The sequence below is a fragment of the Pseudomonas sp. ACN5 genome (assembly GCF_002303975.1).
Taxonomy (GTDB): domain Bacteria; phylum Pseudomonadota; class Gammaproteobacteria; order Pseudomonadales; family Pseudomonadaceae; genus Aquipseudomonas; species Aquipseudomonas laurylsulfatiphila.
On the sequence record NZ_MRCP01000010.1, the window covers coordinates 203,371 to 220,780 of the forward strand.

The 17,410-nt window shown below is 60.7% G+C and carries 18 protein-coding genes; 10 read left to right on the forward strand and 8 right to left on the reverse strand.

The genetic code is table 11. The annotated features are described in order from the left end of the window. Nucleotides 1-115: 115 nt before the first annotated feature. The gene (locus BSF40_RS19765; RefSeq protein WP_095966381.1) at nucleotides 116-1,153 is read right to left on the reverse strand and encodes a patatin-like phospholipase family protein; all 1,038 of its coding nucleotides are present in this window, start codon (nucleotides 1,151-1,153) and stop codon (nucleotides 116-118) included. 221 nt (nucleotides 1,154-1,374) lie between these two features. On the opposite strand from BSF40_RS19765, the gene BSF40_RS19770 reads away from it, so the two are divergent. From BSF40_RS19770 to BSF40_RS19780, 3 genes are all read left to right on the forward strand, one after another. Continuing rightward, entirely contained in the window at nucleotides 1,375-1,653 is a 279-nt protein-coding gene (locus tag BSF40_RS19770; protein ID WP_095966382.1) for a hypothetical protein, read from the forward strand. Between the two features lie 100 nt (nucleotides 1,654-1,753). After that, complete coding sequence (locus tag BSF40_RS19775; RefSeq protein WP_095966383.1) at nucleotides 1,754-2,512, forward strand: CHAD domain-containing protein; 759 nt, start codon at nucleotides 1,754-1,756, stop codon at nucleotides 2,510-2,512. 233 nt (nucleotides 2,513-2,745) lie between these two features. Beyond that, complete coding sequence (locus BSF40_RS19780; RefSeq protein WP_095966384.1) at nucleotides 2,746-3,543, forward strand: acyl-CoA thioesterase II; 798 nt, start codon at nucleotides 2,746-2,748, stop codon at nucleotides 3,541-3,543. On the opposite strand, the gene BSF40_RS19785 is transcribed toward BSF40_RS19780, so the two are convergent. The 3 genes from BSF40_RS19785 to BSF40_RS19795 all read right to left on the reverse strand — a co-directional run bounded on the left by BSF40_RS19785 (nucleotide 3,544) and on the right by BSF40_RS19795 (nucleotide 6,618). Further along, on the reverse strand, nucleotides 3,544-3,909 hold the full coding sequence (locus BSF40_RS19785; protein ID WP_095966385.1) for an Mpo1-like protein: 366 nt from the start codon (nucleotides 3,907-3,909) through the stop codon (nucleotides 3,544-3,546). 221 nt (nucleotides 3,910-4,130) lie between these two features. Further along, nucleotides 4,131-5,612: a methyl-accepting chemotaxis protein gene (locus BSF40_RS19790; RefSeq protein ID WP_095966386.1), complete on the reverse strand. Its 1,482-nt coding sequence runs from the start codon at nucleotides 5,610-5,612 to the stop codon at nucleotides 4,131-4,133. A gap of 190 nt (nucleotides 5,613-5,802) precedes the next feature. Beyond that, nucleotides 5,803-6,618 carry a TatD family hydrolase gene (locus tag BSF40_RS19795; protein WP_095966387.1) on the reverse strand — a complete coding sequence of 272 codons (816 nt, stop codon included), beginning with the start codon at nucleotides 6,616-6,618 and terminating at the stop codon, nucleotides 5,803-5,805. A gap of 224 nt (nucleotides 6,619-6,842) precedes the next feature. Between BSF40_RS19795 and BSF40_RS19800 the strand changes: the two genes are divergently transcribed. The 3 genes from BSF40_RS19800 to BSF40_RS19810 all read left to right on the forward strand — a co-directional run bounded on the left by BSF40_RS19800 (nucleotide 6,843) and on the right by BSF40_RS19810 (nucleotide 9,359). Continuing rightward, nucleotides 6,843-8,264: a transglycosylase SLT domain-containing protein gene (locus tag BSF40_RS19800; RefSeq protein WP_095966388.1), complete on the forward strand. Its 1,422-nt coding sequence runs from the start codon at nucleotides 6,843-6,845 to the stop codon at nucleotides 8,262-8,264. 103 nt (nucleotides 8,265-8,367) lie between these two features. Next, nucleotides 8,368-8,802, forward strand: a complete 435-nt coding sequence (locus BSF40_RS19805; RefSeq protein ID WP_095966389.1) for a DoxX family protein — start codon at nucleotides 8,368-8,370, stop codon at nucleotides 8,800-8,802. Nucleotides 8,803-9,050: 248 nt separating this feature from the next. Beyond that, nucleotides 9,051-9,359: a hypothetical protein gene (locus BSF40_RS19810; protein ID WP_007973571.1), complete on the forward strand. Its 309-nt coding sequence runs from the start codon at nucleotides 9,051-9,053 to the stop codon at nucleotides 9,357-9,359. Nucleotides 9,360-9,362: 3 nt separating this feature from the next. On the opposite strand, the gene greB is transcribed toward BSF40_RS19810, so the two are convergent. The 3 genes from greB to BSF40_RS19825 are packed head-to-tail and all read right to left on the reverse strand — an operon-like array spanning nucleotide 9,363 to nucleotide 13,082. Beyond that, nucleotides 9,363-9,860: a transcription elongation factor GreB gene (gene greB, locus BSF40_RS19815; RefSeq protein WP_095966390.1), complete on the reverse strand. Its 498-nt coding sequence runs from the start codon at nucleotides 9,858-9,860 to the stop codon at nucleotides 9,363-9,365. 34 nt (nucleotides 9,861-9,894) lie between these two features. Continuing rightward, on the reverse strand, nucleotides 9,895-12,399 hold the full coding sequence (locus BSF40_RS19820; RefSeq protein WP_095966391.1) for an ABC transporter permease: 2,505 nt from the start codon (nucleotides 12,397-12,399) through the stop codon (nucleotides 9,895-9,897). Continuing rightward, nucleotides 12,399-13,082: an ABC transporter ATP-binding protein gene (locus BSF40_RS19825; RefSeq protein ID WP_095966392.1), complete on the reverse strand. Its 684-nt coding sequence runs from the start codon at nucleotides 13,080-13,082 to the stop codon at nucleotides 12,399-12,401. Before BSF40_RS19825 ends, BSF40_RS19820 begins: the two co-directional genes overlap by 1 nt. Before the next feature lie 10 nt (nucleotides 13,083-13,092). Between BSF40_RS19825 and BSF40_RS19830 the strand changes: the two genes are divergently transcribed. The 3 genes from BSF40_RS19830 to BSF40_RS19850 all read left to right on the forward strand — a co-directional run bounded on the left by BSF40_RS19830 (nucleotide 13,093) and on the right by BSF40_RS19850 (nucleotide 16,093). Beyond that, nucleotides 13,093-13,698: an arylesterase gene (locus BSF40_RS19830; protein ID WP_095966393.1), complete on the forward strand. Its 606-nt coding sequence runs from the start codon at nucleotides 13,093-13,095 to the stop codon at nucleotides 13,696-13,698. A gap of 56 nt (nucleotides 13,699-13,754) precedes the next feature. Next, nucleotides 13,755-14,048 (forward strand): hypothetical protein, encoded by a 294-nt coding sequence (locus BSF40_RS19835; RefSeq protein ID WP_003226812.1) that lies wholly within the window; start codon nucleotides 13,755-13,757, stop codon nucleotides 14,046-14,048. A 1,070-nt stretch (nucleotides 14,049-15,118) separates the two neighbouring features. Beyond that, on the forward strand, nucleotides 15,119-16,093 hold the full coding sequence (locus BSF40_RS19850) for a L,D-transpeptidase family protein (protein WP_095966395.1): 975 nt from the start codon (nucleotides 15,119-15,121) through the stop codon (nucleotides 16,091-16,093). Nucleotides 16,094-16,216: 123 nt separating this feature from the next. On the opposite strand, the gene oprI is transcribed toward BSF40_RS19850, so the two are convergent. Further along, nucleotides 16,217-16,468: an outer membrane lipoprotei OprI gene (gene oprI, locus BSF40_RS19855; RefSeq protein WP_003199355.1), complete on the reverse strand. Its 252-nt coding sequence runs from the start codon at nucleotides 16,466-16,468 to the stop codon at nucleotides 16,217-16,219. Between the two features lie 641 nt (nucleotides 16,469-17,109). Here oprI and BSF40_RS19860 point away from each other — a divergent pair. Continuing rightward, a complete protein-coding gene (locus BSF40_RS19860; RefSeq protein ID WP_007973562.1) occupies nucleotides 17,110-17,397 on the forward strand; it encodes a GNAT family N-acetyltransferase in 288 nt (95 codons plus the stop codon). The last annotated feature ends 13 nt before the right edge of the window (nucleotides 17,398-17,410 follow it).

Genomic DNA, 17,410 nt, shown 5'->3' on the forward strand with positions numbered 1-17,410 from the left:
CGCTTTCGCGAGCAAGCCCGCTCCCACATGGGATTTTGTGTACACCAAAGATTCACTGTGGGAGCGGGCTTGCTCGCGAAGAGGGCATTACATTCAATCGAGAACTTTCAGGCTTTCAATTCTGCTCATTCTCATACCGATCCAGCGTATCGCGCGCAATCTCCCGTCCCAGTGCGATCAGCTCCGGCGCCTTGTAGAACTCGAAAAACCGGCACACGCGCTTGGGCACGTTGATCAGGATGTCCGGCGGATACCCGGCAATCTTGTACTGCGCCAACGACGTCTGCATCACCTCGAAGCTCTGGTTGATCAAGTCGAGCAAGGACGCCGGTCCGACGTTGTCGATGATGAACGAGCCGGCGGCGGAGCGGGGCGCGCCACTGGCTTCCGGAGCTGCAGCGGGTTGCTGGGCTTCGGGTTCGGCGGACTCGATCCACGGATTGAAATCCGCACCTTCGGCTTTCAACGCTTCCTGCTCCAGGATCAACAATTGTTCCGCCTGTTTACGCCGGAACGGCAACTTCGAGCCGACAGAGCTGATCAGGTTGTCGAAGCGGGTCTTGAACGCGGCAGGGCGCTGGATCACCGGCAATTGATAGTGGCGCTGGTTGGTGGAGTTGAGGTTGACCGCGATGATCAGGTCGCAATGGCTCGACACCACGGGCACGATCGGCAGCGGGTTGAGAATGCCGCCATCGACCAGCATGCGGTTGCCCTGCATCACCGGGGTGAACAGGCTGGGAATCGCTGCCGAGGCGCGCATCGCCTGGTGCAGGCAACCTTCCTGGAACCAGATTTCCTGCTGGTTGGTCAGGTCGGCGGCAACGGCGGTATAGGGGATGCGCAAGTCTTCGATGTTGATCTCGCCGACGATCTTGCGAATCTGCCCGAACACCTTCTCGCCACGAATCGCCCCCAGACGAAAACTGACGTCCACCAGGCGCAACACGTCGAGATAGTCCAGGCTCTCGATCCAGTCGCGGTAATCGTTGAGTTTGCCGGCGGCATAGATCCCGCCCACCACTGCGCCCATGGAGCAACCGGCGATACAGGCAATGTCATAGCCGCGCCGTTCGATCTCTTCAATGACCCCAATATGTGCGTAACCCCGGGCTCCACCCGAGCCCAATACCAGTGCGACACGCTTTTTCATGAATCGCCCTCGTTTGAATGCTTCAACAATGCACCCATCGAGGGTCATGCTTCAACGGTCATGGTCGTTCGAGGGGGCAAGAGCGTCGTATTTTCGACACTCCATGGCGGCACAGGGTTGTTCTCGTCAGCGCTATAGTTCGCACTGCGGACCAACGGCACTTTTCAGGTGCTACACCGTCTTACCTGCATGACTGTTGACCTATTTTTGAGGAGTAAGTGATGAAAGCCTGGATCTGTGTGCCATTGATTGCCCTGGCACTCGCCGGTTGTGCCGGAAAGACCGCCTACCGCGACAGTTGCGGTAGTAACCTGGATGCGGCATGGCATGAACTGGACCTGGCCAAAGTCGAAGGTTTCGCCGGGACTGTCAGCTACTCCAAGGCCCTGTCGCTGTTGACCGCGGCCAAGACCCAGCAGCAATTCGAAGGGTTCGAAGGCTGCACCAGGAAAGCCGAGAAGGCTCGTTTCTATATTCGTGAATCGCGCGCGGGGCGTTGAAGGCAAAAAGCAGCTGCAGGCTCTAAGCTACGAGTTGCATGACTCATCGGGCTTGCAGCTCGTAGCTTGCAGCCTGGCGCTGTTTACGGAGTAAACCCCCATGATCGATCGGCTGGTGGCTCATGTCCTGGGCCTGGAAGTTCGTCTGCTGGCCTGTCAGGCCCGCTTGAAAGAGCGGACTGATCCTGAAGCTTTACACGATCTGCGCACAACCATGCGTCGGTTACGCAGCCTTTTGCGGCCTTTGCTCGGGTTGCCCGGTGTCGAACAACTGGAAGCGGCCGCCTCGCGGGTGGGCGATCTGACCACGCCGTTGCGTGATCGCGAAGTGCTGGCGGCGTACCTGCTTGAGCACGGTCAACCTCACGCTGCACAGTGGCGCATGGCGCAAATGGCCGAAGCCTATCCGGCCGTTGCGGCCAGTCCCGAGCTCGCGCAATTGCTGATCGTGCTCGATGCGTTTCCGCGTTTTCTGCGCGCAGCCCAGCGCCAGGGATTGCTCAAGGGCCTGCGCAAGCGTATCGAAAAGCGTCTGGGCAAACAGTGGAAAAAACTCGACGAAGCACTGCACGACCCGGCCCACGACCGTCATCGGCTACGCCTGCTGATCAAGCGCGTGCGCTATGGTATCGACGCTTACCCCGAGCTGGACCGTTTACCGAAAGCGGCCATGCCCCGATTGAAATCGGCCCAGGGCGCGCTGGGTGACTGGCACGATTGCGTGCAATGGCTGGCCATGGCTGAACAGGAAGCGGATTTGCAGCCCTGTGTCGCGGTCTGGACAGCCACCATGGCCGAGGCAGAAAGCCGTGCGGACCAGGTGCTGGAAAAGCTCAGTCGCGATTGCTTCAAATCCTGAGAACACCACCGAACAAATGTGGGAGCGGGCTTGCTCGCGAAGAGGCCATCAGCCCGGACATTGTTGGTGACTGACAAACCGTCTTCGCGAGCAAGCCCGCTCCCACAGGTGTTTTGTGTTCGACATGAAACCAGCGCGACTTATCTGTCAGTCAATTTGTCCGGAATAGGCGATGTATCCCTCTCGCCAGATGGTTAAGATCCCCTCATCTTTTTCCGATCCCCGAGGTTTTCATGCGTTTTTCCGAACTGCTTGACGCTGTCCGTAGCCAGCCGCTGGAGCTCTCCATTCCGGCTTCCTGGGGTCAGGGGCGCGCCAGTTTCGGTGGCGTGGTGGCGGCTTTGCAGTACGAAGCCATGCGTGCCCGGGTGCCAGCGGATCGCCCGGTACGTTCATTGGCGATCACCTTTGTCGGCCCGGTTGAGCCCGAGGTTCCAGTCAGCTTTGAAGTCGACGTATTGCGCGAAGGCAAGGCGGTCAGCCAGGTATTGGGTCGGGTGATGCAGAAGGGCCAGGTGGTGACGTTGATCCAGGGGAGCTTTGGCGCTTCGCGCCCTTCGGTAGTGGCCGTGGCCGCTGAACCGGCACCTGAAATGAAGCACTGGGACGAGTGCCAGGAATTGCCTTTTATCGAAGGCGTCATCCCGGAGTTCATGCGGCACCTGGCGATGCGCTGGAGTGTAGGCGGGTTGCCGTTCAGCGGTAGCACATCGCGGCAAATGGGTGGTTGGGTGCGCTTGCGCGGCGATGACAAGGAGGAGGTCATCGGCGAGGCGCATATCCTCGCACTGGTGGACGCCTGGCCGCCGGCCCTGATGCCGTTTTTGAAGAAGCCGGCGATGGGCAGCACGCTGACCTGGACCATCGAGTTCGTGCAACCGCTGCTGGAATTGACCACCCTGGACTGGTGCAAATACCTCGTCGAGACCGAGCACGCCGCGGACGGCTACGGGCATGCCGCCGCGAAAATGTGGAGCGCCGATGGCCGGTTGATCGCCATGAGCCGGCAGACGGTGACGGTGTTCGCCTGATCAGTGACGACGGTGGCGCTCACGCCAGGCGCGCCACCAGCCACCACTGAGGAAGAACCGCGGAAAGGTCAGAAACTGCTCGACCAACAGGCGCGATACTGCATCCTTGCGGTCACTGAACGGCTCGGCGGCTTGCGTCTCCATGCTGTGGCCGTGGCGTTGCAGGGCCAGCGCCGCAATCACGCCGATCACGCCAATGGCGATGTTGGCCAGGCTCAGGCTGAAGACCCCGGAGACGATCAGCAGAAACGCGACGATGAACAGCGGCACCGCGATCAGGTGCAACACCAGATTGGTCGGGTGCTGATGATTGTTCGGGTACGCTCGCCATTGCCAGGCGGGAAGGTTGGGGTGACGTTTGCCCATGTTGCTGATCCTCGATCCATGTTGAACACATGTAATGAAGAATAGGCCCGGCCAACGCCGGCGGCGAATCAAGGCTGGCTATTGGCTTGATAGGTGCCATGACTGGAATTGATGGTGCCAGTTCTGACGCCTTCGCGAGCAAGCCCGCTCCCACATTTTGAGCGTATTCCTATGAAAGAACGCGGTCACCTGTGGGAGCGGGCTTGCTCGCGAAGAGGCCCTCAAAGTTTGAGCTGACCTATCGCCTTGCTCAACTCCCCGGCCAGCGCCGCCAGTTCATTGCTGGTCGTCGCCGAAGACACCGTCTGCTGCACCGTGTTCTCGGTCACGTCACGGATACTCACCACCGCCCGGTTCATCTCTTCCGCCACCTGGCTCTGCTGCTCGGCCGCCACGGCGATCTGCGTGTTGCTTTCACGCATCTGTGCCACTGCGCCGGTGATTTCGGCCAGGGCTGCGCCGGCCTCTTGGGCCTGTCGTACGCAGTCATCGGCCTTGAACGAGCTCTCTTGCATGAAATCCACGGCGTCCCGCGTCCCGGCCTGCAACGCCGAGACCATGATCGTGATTTCGTCCGTGGAGGCTTGCACGCGTTTGGCCAGGTTACGTACTTCATCGGCGACTACCGCAAAGCCGCGCCCCATCTCGCCGGCCCGGGCCGCTTCGATGGCGGCGTTGAGCGCCAGCAGGTTGGTCTGTTCGGCGATGCTGTGAATCACATTGACCACGCCGTTGATCTTCTGGCTGTCCTCGGCCAGGCGTTGAATCATCTCGGCGGTCTGCTGCACGCCGGTGGATAGCCCGGCAATCGAGCGCTGCACCCGCGTCACCACTTCCTGGCCACTACCGGCCAGGGTATCGGCCGATTGCGAAAGGTCACGGGTGGCGCCCGCGTGCTGGGCGATGTGATAGACCGTGGCGGTCATTTCATTGATCGCCGTCGCGGCCTGATCGGTTTCGCTTTGCTGACCGAGCATGCCGTGGCGCACTTCATTCATGCTCGCCGCCAGCCGCGCGGCGCCGATATCCAGTTGCCGGGCGGTGCTGGCGACGGTGTTGACCACCCGTTGATAACCGGCCTGCATGGCGTTGAAGGCGTTGGCCATCTGCCCGACTTCGTCGCTGCAAGCCAATGGCACGCGGGTCGACAGGTCGCCGGTTTTCTCCACGTGCAACATGACGTCCTTCAAGGTGTTGAGCTGGCTGAGCAGGAAGCGGATCAGCAACTGCGATGCGCCGAGCATGGCCAGCATCAGGATGAACACCGCCACCGCGTAGTGGGCGAAGCGCTCGCTGAACACCTGGCCCAGGCTTGGACCGTGGGCGATCACGGCGACCCGCTGCCCGTCGGCGCGCGCGAACACTTCGGCGCCCATCAACGGGTTGTCACCGAACAGCGGCATCGGGTTGATCTCGACCCAGCCGTTTGCATTGATGAGCTCGGGAATGGGTTGTTCAAACAGCGAAGGCGCTTGTCCGCGATTGAACGTCAGCAGGTTATCGATTTTGGGTAGCGGTTGCCCGGCGGGCCAGGCTTCGAGCAATCGCGCCTGGGCCTGGGCTGAAGCCTGGGAGGCGTGACTGCGGGCCTGCTGCTCAAGCTGCACCGCGTACAGCACCAACAACAGGGTGGTGACGAACGCGACGGCGTTGACCGCCCAGAATTTGTATTTCAGCGAGATATTGCTAAGCCAGGCACCCATGGAGGTCTTCTCTGATAGCGGAAACAGTTTTGGCAAGGTGCCATTATTGTGCCGCTACTCAGGTGGCTGGTTCTTGATGCAGATCAATTTCAAACCTGTGGGAGCGAGCTTGCTCGCGATTGCGGTTTGTCAGTCACATCCGTACCGAATGTGTTACCGCCATCGCGAGCAAGCTCGCTCCCACAGGGATTTATGGTGAACAGGAGATCAATGGCAGGCCATAAAACGCGCGTGCGCAGGCTGTGGTGTGCGCCGCCAGATCCTCCTGGCTTTCCCCGCGATGCAGTGCCACTTCGCGCAATACTTCGGTCAGGTACGCCGGCTCGTTTCGCCCGTTTTTCGGCTTGGGGCGCAGGCTGCGCGGCAGCAGGTACGGTGCATCGCTTTCGAGCATCAGGCGTCCGCGCTTGATCTCCCTGACCAGCGGATGCAAATGCGTGCCCCGGCGCTCGTCGCAGATCCAGCCGGTAATGCCGATGTGCAGGTCGAGGTCGAGGTAGCTGAACAGCGCCTTCTGCTCCCCGGTGAAGCAGTGCACCACCGCGGCCGGCAATTGGTCGCGGAAGTCGCGCAGGATCTCCAGCAGACGCTGGCTGGCGTCGCGTTCGTGCAGAAAAACCGGTAACTGCAATTCGACGGCCAAGGCCAGATGTTCTTCGAGCACCTTTTCCTGCTGCGGGCGTGGCGAGAAATCACGGTTGAAATCCAGCCCGCATTCACCCACGGCCACCACATTCGGCTCGTTAAGCAAGCTGCGCAAACGTCTGGCGCTGTCGGCGTTCCAGTCGCTGGCGCAGTGAGGGTGAATACCGGCGGTGGCAAACAGGCGCTGATTGCTTGCGTCCAGTTGCCGGCACAGCTCAAGGGCCTGTTCGCTGCCCTCGACACTGGTGCCGGTCAGCACCAGTTGGCACACGCCGGCCGCGTAGGCGCGGTCGAGTACGGCCTGGTGTTTGTCGGCAAAACTGGCGTTGGTCAGGTTGACGCCGATATCGATGAGTTGCATGGTGCTACCTCGGCCCAAAGGCCGGAAAGCATATCAGAGCCGTGGATTTATAAGAAAAGCCAAGAACTACAACGGGTTAACGCTGTCTCTTGAGCCGCGGACCAGGCTGGCTTGGTAGTTTTGCCATCATTGTGCCGGTCTTTCGCCCGTTGTCAGCGCCCTGGGCACCCTGTTTTTGTCGTCGCGTTTCATTGACGCGGCCTCATATTCTTTCCGGAGAGTGGATGATTCGTCCCTCGGTTTTGCTACTGCTGTGTTGTTCGCTGCTACTGCCGATGACGGCGGTCGCGCGTCTGCCCGGGCCGCTGCAAGCCGTACCGGCCAGCGAGGTGCGCGACCTGGCGCAGATCCGCAGCAGTCGTGTGCTGCGGGTGCTGGTCAACCAGAGCCGCAACAGTTCCGGCGAAGTCCAGGGGCAGGCGATCGGGGTTGAATACCATCGTCTGAGAGCGTTCGAGCAATACCTCAACGGCCACGCCCGTGACGGTCAGGAAATCACCCTCAAGATCATTCCCAAGGCCAAGGATCAACTGCTCGGCGCCTTGCAGCGCGGGGAGGGCGATCTGGTGGCGCCAGGCGAGTTGCTCGATCTGCAACCGGGCTTTGCCGTCAGCACCAGTGAGCCGATTGCCAGCAACATCCCGCTGGTCCTGGTGGGCATCAAGGGCGAACGTCGCTACACCCGGCTTGAACAGCTCTCCGGCAAGACCCTGGCGTTACCCGCCGGCAGCGCCGCCGGGGATGCCGTCAGCCAGATCAATCAAAAGCTCGCCTTGCACAAACTGCCGCCGGTCAACGTCGAGTGGGTCGATCCGAGCCTTGCCGTCGAGGACGTACTGGAGATGGTCCAGGGTGGAATCTTTCACCTGACCATCGTCGAGCAACCGATTGCCGAACGCTGGGGCAAGATCCTGCCCAAGCTGCGTTTTGACAAGCAGGTCGTCATCCGTGAGCCGGGCGAAGAGTTCTGGTTCGTACGCCGCGATGCGTCGATGCTGCGGGCCAGCATTAATCGCTTCCTCACCGTCTACAAAAAACCATCGGATCAGGACGCTGCATTCCTGCGCATCTATCGCCGTCTCTATCAAGTGCACTATCCGCTGGCCAAGACGGACCGCCAGCGCCTGGAAAAACTCCGGCCGGTGCTGCAGAAACACGCCGATGCCCAGGGCATGGACTGGCTGAACCTGGCGGCGCTGGCCTTCAAGGAGTCAGCGTTGCAGCCCACCGCCCGCAGTGGCGGCAGCCCGACCGGCCTGATGCAGATCACGCCTTCTGCGGCGCAGCGGGTGGGGGTCAGCAATATTCAGGACGTAGACGGCAATGTGCAGGCCGGGGCCAAGTACCTGGCGATGATCCGGCGCAAGTTCTTTGCCAGCCCGAAACTCAACGAGCGAGAACGCATGGCATTTGTGCTGGCGGCCTACAACATCGGGCCGGAGCGGGTTCAGGGCATGCGCACCGAAGCCCGGCGGCGAGGCTTGAATCCCAACCAGTGGTTCTTCCAGGTCGAACGCGTGGCCATGGAGCAGGTGGGTATGGGGCCTGTCAGCTATGTTAATAGCGTGAACAAGTATTACTTGGCGTTCGACCGGGAGCGGGAGTCGTTGGAGCCCCAGGGACAAAAGGTTGTCTCTCGCAAATGATCAACTAATCTGATTGTAATAGTGGGTTTTTTCCGCTTTTAACATGTGATTTATTGATTAATATGGCGCCCAACCCACACACACTGACAAGGATTTAAACAGCATGAGCACTCTGATCAACAAGGTACTGTTTACCCGCGCTGGCTACGGCCTGACCGTTCTGCGCATCGTGGTCGGCATTGTTTTCGCCGCTCACGGCGCGCAAAAACTCTTCGGGGCATTCGGTGGATATGGTCTGGCCGGAACCGCACAGTACATGGAAAGCCTCGGACTGACACCGGGTTACCTGATGGCGGCACTGGCGGGCGGCACCGAATTCTTTGCCGGCCTGGCGCTGATCATCGGCTTACTGGTTCGCCCGGCTGCATTGGGCCTGGTCTTCCTGTCGCTGGTCGCGATTTTCTCGGTGCACATCAGCAATGGACTTTTCATGGCCAACAACGGTTATGAATTCGCCCTGGCCTTGCTCGGTGGCAGTATCGCGGTGTTGATCGAAGGTGCGGGCAAACTCTCGGCGGACCGTGTCATCGCCGGCTGACCGCTCTGGTTCAAGGAAAAAGGCCCGCCTCGTGCGGGTCTTTTTTGTTGAGCGTCATTCTTGACACTGTCCAGTCAGCTTCTCTAGGATGTTGCTCATGCGCCGATTTAAACAGCTACTTGCGGGGCGCCAGGTGACTCATTCAGTTGCCGATAGAAGCCGGAACAGGCTTCGAAATACCGCTAAAGCGCTGGTTCGGTGTTGCCTCTCACCTGCCATGCAGACTTTTGAGGCAGAGACACGACACAATGAATGCACTAAACCCGGTAGTACGTCCCGCGCCGATCACGGCACATCTCACCCAGCGCAATCCAAAAATCCTGCTTGGCGGCAAACATCAGCCGACGCTCTTGCGTTATCTCGATGGCTGGCCACGTCGTACCGGCGGTCCCGCTGCCTTTCTGATCCAGTTTGTCGAAGACGGTGAGTCTCTCGCCCGTTTCGCCGACGACAGTTTTGATCTGGCAGTGATTCAATCCCCCAGCCTCGAAGACGCTCCCGAAGTGATCAGGCAACTGACTCGCGTTGCCCGGCAAGGGCTGATCACCCGCCCTTGAGTTTTACGGGTAGTCGATCGCCACGATATAAACACACTGCTCACCGGTCGGTGTCTGGACCCGGACTTCGGCGTCCAGTGCCTTGCCGATCAGGGCTCGGGCCAATGGCGAGTCAATGCTGATCAGGCCTTGTTTGAGGTCCAGTTCATCCGGCCCGACAATGCGGTAGCGCGACTCCTTGCCATCCTCGTCCTCGATCGTGACCCAGGCGCCGAAATAGACCTTGTTCGGATCGCTGGGTCTTTCGCTGACAACCTTGAGCGCTTCCAGGCGTTTGGTGAGAAAACGCACGCGGCTGTCGATCTCTCGCAGCATCTTTTTGCCGTAGGTGTACTCGGCGTTCTCCGAGCGATCACCCTGTGCCGCGGCTTCGCTGACAGCCTGGGTCACCTGGGGGCGACGCACATGCCACAACTCATGGAATTCGGCGCGCATCCGCGCTTCACCCTCGGGGGTGATCAACGCGGTGCCGGCGGTGCGGGGAGGGCGGTAACGGCTCATGGCAACTTCTTGTGGTGGAGACGGCTGGAGTCTATCAACCCTCGCGCAGGACTGTCAGTGGGCTGGCGTTCAATGCCCGACGGGTGCCGAACACACCGGCACCGCCGATCAGCACCGCGCCCAGCAGTGGCAGCAGCAACAGCCAGGGATGCGGATGCCACGGCAGGTCAAAGGCATAGCGGTAGAGCACCAGGCTCACCAGTTCCGACCCCAATGCCGCCAGCAAGCCGCTGACCGCCCCCAGCAAACCGAACTCGATGCGCCGCGCCTTGACCAGCAATTGCCGTTCGGCCCCCAGCGCACGCAGCAGCGCGCCCTGGCGAATGCGTTCGTCCAGCGTCGCCTGCAGGCCGGAAAACAGCACAGTCATCCCAGCCGCCAACACAAACAACAATACGTACTCCACCGCCAGGGTGACCTGGGCGAGGATACTGCGCAATTGTTCCAGCAAGGCTTCGACCTGCAGGATCGTCACCGCCGGGAAGGCGCGGGACAGGTCGACAATCTGCTGGTCATGTCCCGCTGCCAGATAGAAGCTGGTCAGGTAAGTCGCTGGCAGATCCTTGAGGGTGCCGGGCTGGAAGATCATGAAAAAGTTCGGCTGGAAGTTATCCCAGTTGATCTCCCGCAGGCTAGTGACTTTCGCCTCGCGATTGACCCCGCCCACGCTGAAAACCAGATGATCGCCGAGCTTGATTTTCAGGCTTTCAGCGACCTTGCCTTCCACCGACACGCCGGGAACATCGTCTGGCGTTTGTTCGTTCCACCAATTGCCCGCCGTGAGCTTGTTGCCCTCCGGCAGGTCCGCCGCCCAGGTCAGGCTCAGGTCGCGCTGGATTGCCCGGTCCCCGGCCGATTCTTTGGTGACGATCTGTTGCACCGGTTCGCCGTTGATGCTGATCAAGCGCCCCGGCACCACCGGGTACAAGGGTGCCGATTTTGCCGACACGGCGATCAGGTGATCGGTGAAGGCCTGTTTATCCGCGGGCAGAATGTTCAGTGCGAAGTAATTGGGGGCGTTTTTCGGCAACTGGTTCTGCCAGGTATCCAGCAATTCGCCGCGCAGCAGCGCAATCAGCGCCATCGACAGCAGGATCAGGCCGAACGCCAGGGACTGGCCTGCGGCAGCGAGCGGATGACGCAGCAATTGCCCGAGTCCCAGGCGCCAGGGCAAGGACGCACGCGCAAGCAAGCGCCGCAGGCTCTTCAACAGCAGCAACAACAAACCGCCCAGCACCAGCGCTGCAATCACGCCACCGCCGAGCAGGGCAAAGGTCAGCACCAGGTCCAGGCTCAGGCGCCACATGATCAGGCCGAGGGCGCCCAGCGCTGCGCCGTAGACCATCCAGGTGCTGGAAGGGATCGGCAGCATGTCCCGGCGCAGCACGCGTAATGGCGGAACCCGGCCCAGAGCCGCCAGCGGCGGCAAGGCGAAACCGGCCAGGGCCACCAGTCCGGTGCCGATCCCGGCGACGGCCGGAAACAGTCCGCCCGCAGGTACGTCGGTCGGCAGCAAGTCGTGCAGCAGGGCAAACAACCCCAGCTGTGCGAGCCAGCCGAGGAGGGCGCCGCTGATGCTGGCCAGCAGCCCGAGCACAGTCAGTTGCAGGCTGAACAACACCAGGGTTTCCCGGCGCGACAGTCCGAGGCAGCGCAGCAAGGCACTGGCATCGAAGCGGCGGGTGGCGAAGCGGGTCGCCGACAACGCCACCGCCACGCCGGACAGCAACACCGCCACCAGGCTGGCCATGTTCAGGTAGCGTTCGGCCTTGCCCAAGGCTCCGCCGATCTGCCGGTTGCCATCCCGGGCGTCCTGCAAGCGCTGGTTGGCGGCGAGTCCCGGTTTGATCAGTTGCCGGTACATCTCGAGTGCCTGGGCATTGCCTCGCCATAATTCGCGATAGCTGACCCGGCTGCCGGGTTGCACCACGCCGGTTGCCGCAAGGTCGTCGAGATTGATCAGCACCCGCGGCGTCAGGCTGTAGAAATTGCCGGCGCGGTCGGGTTCGTAGGTCAGCACCCGCGCCAGTTTCAAGGTTTTCATGCCGACATCGATGCTGTCGCCGATCTTCAGGTCCAGGGCGGTCAGCAGGCGTGCCTCGACCCAGGCTTCACCGGGTTGCGGTCCGCCACCGGCGCTTTGCGTAGCGAATGGGGCGGGTGCGCTTTTCAGTTCGCCGCGAAGCGGGTAGGTGTCATCGGCCGCCTTGATGCTGGACAACTGGATGCCGTTGTCGGTGGCGATAACGCTGGAAAACTCCACCACCTGCGCATGTTGCAGTCCCAACTCTGTGCCGCTTCTTATCTGTTCGGGGCGTGCGGGCGAACTGCCTTCGAGGAGCAGGTCGGCGCCGAGAAACTCAGTGGCGCGCAGCATCATGGCGCCATTCAGGCGGGCGCCGAAATAGCCAATGGCAGTGCTCGCGGCCACGGCCACCAGCAAGGCAAAAAACAATACGCGTAATTCACCGGCGCGGGCGTCGCGCAGCAATTGGCGGATGGCGAGACTGAACAGGCGCAACAGCGGCAGGCGTGCCATCAAGGCTCCACAGGGGCGACCAGCAGGCCGGCTTCAAGACGGATCAGGCGCCGGCACCGATGGGCCAGGCGTTCATCGTGGGTCACCAGCACCAGGGTCGTGCCGCGTTCCTTGTTGAGTTCGAACAGCAAGTCGCTGATGCGCTCGCCGGTGTGGCTGTCGAGGTTGCCGGTCGGTTCGTCGGCGAACAGCACATCGGGTTCGGCGGCAAACGCGCGGGCAATTGCCACGCGTTGTTGCTCGCCCCCGGAGAGCTGGCGCGGCGAATGCGTCAGGCGCTGGCCGAGTCCTACACGCTGGAGTAACTCGGTGGCGCGTTCGCGGGCGTCCTTGCGGCCATCGAGCTCCAGCGGCAGCATGACGTTTTCCAGGGCATTGAGGCTGTCGAGCAGCTGAAACGATTGAAAGACAAAACCCACATGCTCGGCGCGGATGCGCGCACGCTGGTCCTCATCGAGGGTGCTCAGGCCTTGCCCGGCGAGGGTGACTTCGCCGCTGCTCGGCAGGTCGAGACCGGCGAGCAGGCCCAGCAGGGTGGATTTGCCGGAACCGGAAGCGCCGACGATGGCCAGGCTGTCGCCCTTGTTCAGTTCCAGGCTGAGTTCGTGCAGGATGGTCAGTTCACCTTCCGCGCTGGGAACCACTTTGCTAAGGTCCTTCGCGATGAGAATGCTTGCGCCCATGGAGAGTCCGATGCGTGTCTGGTTTTTGAGTGCTGGCCTGGCCTTGATGTGCATGGCCCAAAACGCAGCGGCGGGTACAGTCCTGATCGTTGGCGATAGTATCAGCGCCGGTTTCGGGCTGGATACCCGGCTGGGGTGGGTGTCTCTGCTTGAACAACGGCTCAGGCGCGAAGGTTTCGACGACAAAGTGATCAATGCGTCCATCAGTGGCGACACCAGTGCCGGAGGTCAGGCGCGCCTGCCCGCGCTGCTTGCAGAGCATAGACCGGAACTGGTGATCCTCGAGTTGGGGGGTAATGATGGCCTGCGCGGGTTGCTGCCAACTCAATTGCAACAAAATCTTGCTTCGATGATCGACAGCTCCCGGGCCAGCGGTGCCAAGGTGCTGTTGCTCGGCATGCAATTGCCACCCAATTACGGTGCGCGTTACACCAAGGCGTTCGCCGAGGTCTATAGCAACCTGGCCGATGAGAAAAAGATCCCGCTGGTGCCGTTTTTCCTCGACGGCGTGGGCGGTCATCCGGAGTTGATGCAGGCCGACGGCATACACCCGGCCGCCGGGGCCCAGGACAAGTTGCTGGAAAATGTCTGGCCTACTCTAAAACCGCTGTTATGACACTTTTCTAGACGCAGGCTTTCGGCTAAGGTGGCGCCCCCGATTTGGAGCCCCCGATGCCGCGTCCCGCCTGGTCACTCTTTGCCTATCAACTGATCGAGCCTGACGAACAGCTGGATCTGTTCGCCTGCCAGGAAGTGCGGGTGCATCTGGTGACCCGTCAGCTGGAGTTGGGCGGCTCGGCTGACCGGACCCTTTGCGGCAGCCTGTTGCCGGCACAACCGCGCTGGTCGAGTGTTGATCGCCGGGTGTTTCAGGATCAGCGGCTGTGTTCGTTGTGCCGGGCCATTCTTGAGTCGCAGAAGCGGGGGACGTCGCCGATCTGGCCTGAATTGCGGTTTGAGCTTTGATCCGTCGGGAATCCAGGCGGCCTGATAGCCGACCTGTGTTTTGTTGACCGTGTACATATCCATTGCTGCGGTAACGGCCACTTATGGTTTCGCCCTGACGGCGAGTCCCTTTTGTCAAACGACACAAAAGGAACCAAAAAGTCTCGCCCCTTACGTACGGCCCCTCGCTGAGGCTCGGGGTTCCTTCGCTCCGGTATTCATCCGGGGGCATTGCCCTCCGGTCGGCTTCGCTTCGACCTGCATGCAATGAGTTCGACTGCGTCGAACGGCGCTGCGCGCCCATCCCCGGATGAACACCTGCGCTCAGCCTGCCGAGGGGGCGGGTGGATCAAGATCACAAGCTGCAGGCGAGCTAACGCTCGGCCTGATGAGTGGTGAGAAGCGGCGCGGTGTGGGCTGTTCTGCTTTTGCTCTTCTGTGGGAGCGGCGGTGCGGCGATCCGACTTGCTCGCGAAGGCGACCTGCCAGCCGACCAACCTCTCACAGGTATACCCAATCCCCTGTGCGAGCTTGCTCGAGATGGCGGCCGGACAGGCGCAGGTACATCACAGACGAACGAACCCAGCAAACAGGCCGGTCGGTAGGCCGCCTCGCTTTGCTTTTGCGGTGTACGCCCCCTCGTGAGGCCGAGCGCAGGTTCTGCGCAGTGGGCTCTGTAGGAGCGAGCTTGCTCGCGAAAAACCTGAGAGCACCGCGGGGTGCCAGGCTCCCCGCATCATCGTTGACCTCCATCGCGAGCAAGCTCGCTCCTACAGGCCGGGCGGCGTTCCGTTTTTCCAAAGTGCCCCGCTGTAAGAGCGGAACCATAAGCGGCCGTGACCGCAGCAACGGATATGTACACCCTCAAAAATCCATGTCGCCTGTCACGCAGCCTTCGCGAGCAAGCCCGCTCCCACAGGGATCTTCAGTGGCCACAAGTCCCGAGTAAAACCGGGGACCCAATGTGGGAGCGAGGATAATCGCAAAATCGCCTTGCACTGCCTGCAATCGGGCCATCTCCCCGAAATAACGGGCGGCAGTGTACAATCGCGTGCTTATACCCTCTGTTGATCATGCGAAGGATTTTCCGGATGTTGCCGCGCTTTCCTGCCGTCACCCGCTGCCTGACTCTTGCCGCCCTTTTTGTGGCCGGTCCCGTTGCAGCATTGGAGTTGCCCCTGCCACCGCCCGGTGAGGACATCATCGGCCAGGTGCAGGTGATCAAGGCCAAGTACGAAGACACGTTCGCCGACCTTGGTACTGCCTATGACCTGGGCTACACCGAAATGGTCGCGGCCAACCCGGGTGTCGATGCATGGTTGCCGGGCGCCGGCACGGAAATCATTCTGCCGACCCGCTTCATCCTGCCACCAGGCCCGCGTGAAGGCATCGTGATCAACCTGGCCGAGTACCGTCTCTACTACTACCCGAAAGGCAAGAACGTGGTGTACACGTTCCCGCTGGGTATCGGTCGTGAAGGCTGGGGCTCGCCGATTGCCCACACCAGCATCACCGCCAAGACGCCTAACCCGACCTGGACGCCTCCGGCGTCGATCAAGGCCGAGCACGCGGCAGACGGTGACCCGCTGCCCAACGTTGTGCCGGCAGGCCCTGACAACCCGCTGGGCCCGTTCAAGTTCACCCTGGGCACTCCGGGCTACCTGATCCACGGTTCGAACAAGAAGTTCGGTATCGGCATGCGCACCAGCCACGGCTGCTTCCGCATGTTCAACAACAACGTGCTGCAAATGGCAGGCATGGTGCCGGTCGGTACCTCGGTACGGATCATCAACGACCCGTACAAGTTCGGCATGAGTGGCGGCAAGGTCTATCTGGAGGCGCATACGCCGCTGGACGACAAGGGCAACCCGTCGGTGGTCGACAAGCACACAGCGGTCATCAATGCGATGCTCAAACGTGAAGACATCACCAACAACCTGCGCATGAACTGGGATGTGGTGCGGGACGTGGTGGCCGCTGAAGACGGCCTGCCGGTAGAGATCGCGGTGCCGGGCAACGGCATCGCGCCGATGGTGTCGAGCACGCCGATCGATCCGCTGCAGTAACGCGGGTCAAGAGCCCGTCGGCGCTGACCGCGTCGACGGGTTTTTTATTGCCTGGAGAAACGCCGGGCAATAAAAAAGCCGACCCAAAAAATGGGTCGGCTTGATAACAATCCCGAGGGATTATTACTTGCGGCTAGCTTTGTCCAGCATGCGCAGAGCACGCTCGTTAGCTTCGTCAGCAGTCTGTTGTGCTTTTTGAGCAGCAGCCAGAGCTTCATCAGCTTTACGGTAAGCTTCGTCTGCACGAGCCTGGGAGCGAGCAGCTGCGTCTTCAGTAGCGGTCAGACGTGCTTCGGTTTCTTTCGATGCGCTGCTGCAACCGGTAGCCAGAACTGCGGCCAGAGCCAGAGCAGAGAATTTCAGAACGTTGTTCATCGTGTTCCCCTTCAAGGACTTTCTATTAAGTAGCTATCTCCTCCGATTGAGGAAATAGCCGGCGTACATACTACCCATTACTTGTAGTAAGTAAAACTGACGTGAAGCAAGAAGCAAAAAAAATTGTAGGCGTTGATTCTTTTTCGAGCAACTTTTAACTGAATTGTTTAAAAAATATCCAGCTGCAAGGCCCGTGGCTGAGCGAACTGCCGAGAAAAAGTTCCTTCGGCACAGCGCTCTTTTTCCCCGGCTGGCTAAAGTCCGCCTATATGGATTCGTCTACACTTTTGTTCGGCTTTTGCGTGGCGCCTCTCACTATCTTTCTCGATGTTCAGGTGACTTTAACAACGGACGCTCGTCTTAAGTCTCAACATCCGGCAATGTTCAGGCTATCGACCCGGAGTGACCTTCGGTCGAGCCATTCCTGCGTGATTACGGAGCAGCACCCGCCAACCGGCATGATGACGAGCGCACCTTGAGCATTTCTGCCAATGGTGCCTACTATTTGTACGTGCTCGGTAGCGCGAGATCGGTGCAGTTCTTCTCGGTGTCCATTCAGGCACGGGGTGGCGTAGATGTTCCTTCGCCGGAAAAACATCGGTAAGGTAGGGGTCGGAATTCCAGACCCGCGAGGAGTAGTGATGAGCGAGGCGTTGTCCATCCACCATGACCAGGCTGGTCATCAGTTCGAGACCAATGTGGACGGTCATCGTGCCTATCTGACCTATATGGATCTGGGGAAACAGACCCTGGATATCTATCGCACCTTCGTGCCCAACGCATTGCGTGGTCGCGGTATTGCGGCAGCCTTGACCGAGAAGGCGCTGGAGTACGCTGACGAAATGGGCTACACCGTCATTCCATCGTGCTCCTACGTCGAGCGCTACATGGAGCGTCACCAGCGGCATGCGGCCAAGCTGAGTCAGTGACTTTCAGTCAAAC